Raw genomic sequence first — 1,373 nt, 5'->3', positions numbered from 1 at the left:
CGCAACCCAGGGCGCCCCCGGTCTTCTCCTGATCCCGTTTATGACTTGCAAATCTGCCGCTTTGCGCTTGCCGCAAGCGGCAGCTTGTCGCGCTTCTGCGCGACAGCATCGAACGACAACTGGAGATAACCAATATGCGAACCTTTATCAGTCGCTATGGGCCCCCCGGCACGCTGCGCGCTGCTGGCCACCATTGCCTGCCTGGCCCATGCTTCCCCTGCTCATGCGCACGCCATCGCGGGCGACCGCGTATTTCCCTCCACGCTTTCCGTCGACGACCCAGGCGTTGGCGACGAAGCCAACCTCGAATTCGGGCACCAGCGTGTGCCGGGCGACGTCGGCGACCAAAGCATCAACAGCTTTAGCTTCGAGTACGACAAACTCATCACGCCGCGGCTCGCCTTCTCCGTGGACGGCAGCTACGTCATGCAGAACAACCCGACGGCGCGCGGTTTCGACAACTTCGGCGTGGGCCTGAAGTACCTGCTCTACGTGAACGACGCGCATGAGTTCATGACGTCAGTGGGCGTGAACGCCGAACTCGGCGACACGGGCAGCCGCGCGATCGCCGCCAACTTCTCGACGATCTCACCCACGATCTTCGCCGGCAAGGGCATGGGCGACCTGCCCGACTCGCTCGCGTGGCTGCGGCCCGTCGCCATCACCGGCGAGGCGGGGCCATCGTTCACGACGGGCAGCGGCCAGCCGAACTCGTTCGACTACGGCTTCACGTTCCAGTACAGCCTGCCCTACCTCCAGCAGCACGTGCACGACCTCGGCTTGCCGCAGCCGTTGTCCAACCTGATCCCCCTAGTCGAAGTGCCCCTGTCGAGAAGCAATGGGCAAACAACGGGAACTGTCAACCCCGGCTTCATCTGGATGAACCGCTACGGCCAGCTCGGCATCGAAGCGCAGATACCGATCAACCGGGCAAGCGGGTCGCACGTCGGCATCCTCGCGCAGGTGCACATCTTCTTCGACGATGTCGCGCCGCGCACGATCGGCAAGCCACTTTTCCAGTAAGCCCGCACATTCACACACGGAATACCGCCATGAAACTCGCTACTTTGCGCACGACTGTCGCCACGGTCGCGTTGCTGAGCGCCCCCCTCGCGTGGGCGCACGCTTATCCGAAGCATCAGGAACCGCCCGCGGGATCGACCGCGCCGGCCACGCTCAACGCCGTCGTGATCGACTTCGACGACGGGCTCGAGCCCGCGTTCAGTTCCATCGACGTGAAAGACGCGCAGGGCAAGTCCGTTATCCGCGAGAAAGCCAAGGTCGATGCGAACGACAACAAGCGCATGTCGGTGGGCCTCACTCCGTTGACGCCAGGCGTCTATACGGTTGCATGGGTGGCTGTCGCTGCGGAC

At 63.6% G+C, this 1,373-nt stretch carries 2 protein-coding genes; both read left to right on the top strand.

Features of this window, described 5'->3' with window-relative positions:
* Positions 1–156 precede the first annotated feature (156 nt).
* On the top strand, positions 157–1,023 hold the full coding sequence (locus WM40_RS27005; RefSeq protein ID WP_046154633.1) for a hypothetical protein: 867 nt from the start codon (positions 157–159) through the stop codon (positions 1,021–1,023).
* Positions 1,024–1,052: 29 nt separating this feature from the next.
* On the top strand, positions 1,053–1,373 hold a 321-nt coding region (locus WM40_RS27000), incomplete at its 3' end, for a copper resistance CopC family protein (RefSeq protein WP_046154634.1).

The organism is Robbsia andropogonis (assembly GCF_000970345.1).
Taxonomy (GTDB): Bacteria; Pseudomonadota; Gammaproteobacteria; order Burkholderiales; family Burkholderiaceae; genus Robbsia; species Robbsia andropogonis.
The sequence above is the reverse complement of the archived record's forward strand: the minus strand, read 5'-3'. Positions and strand labels throughout refer to the sequence as shown.

What these genes read in the sequence shown, in the direction of transcription:
- WM40_RS27005 (WP_046154633.1), top strand. Translation starts at nt 157, where the DNA reads ATGGGCCCCCCGGCACGCTGCGCGCTGCTGGCCACCATTGCCTGCCTG.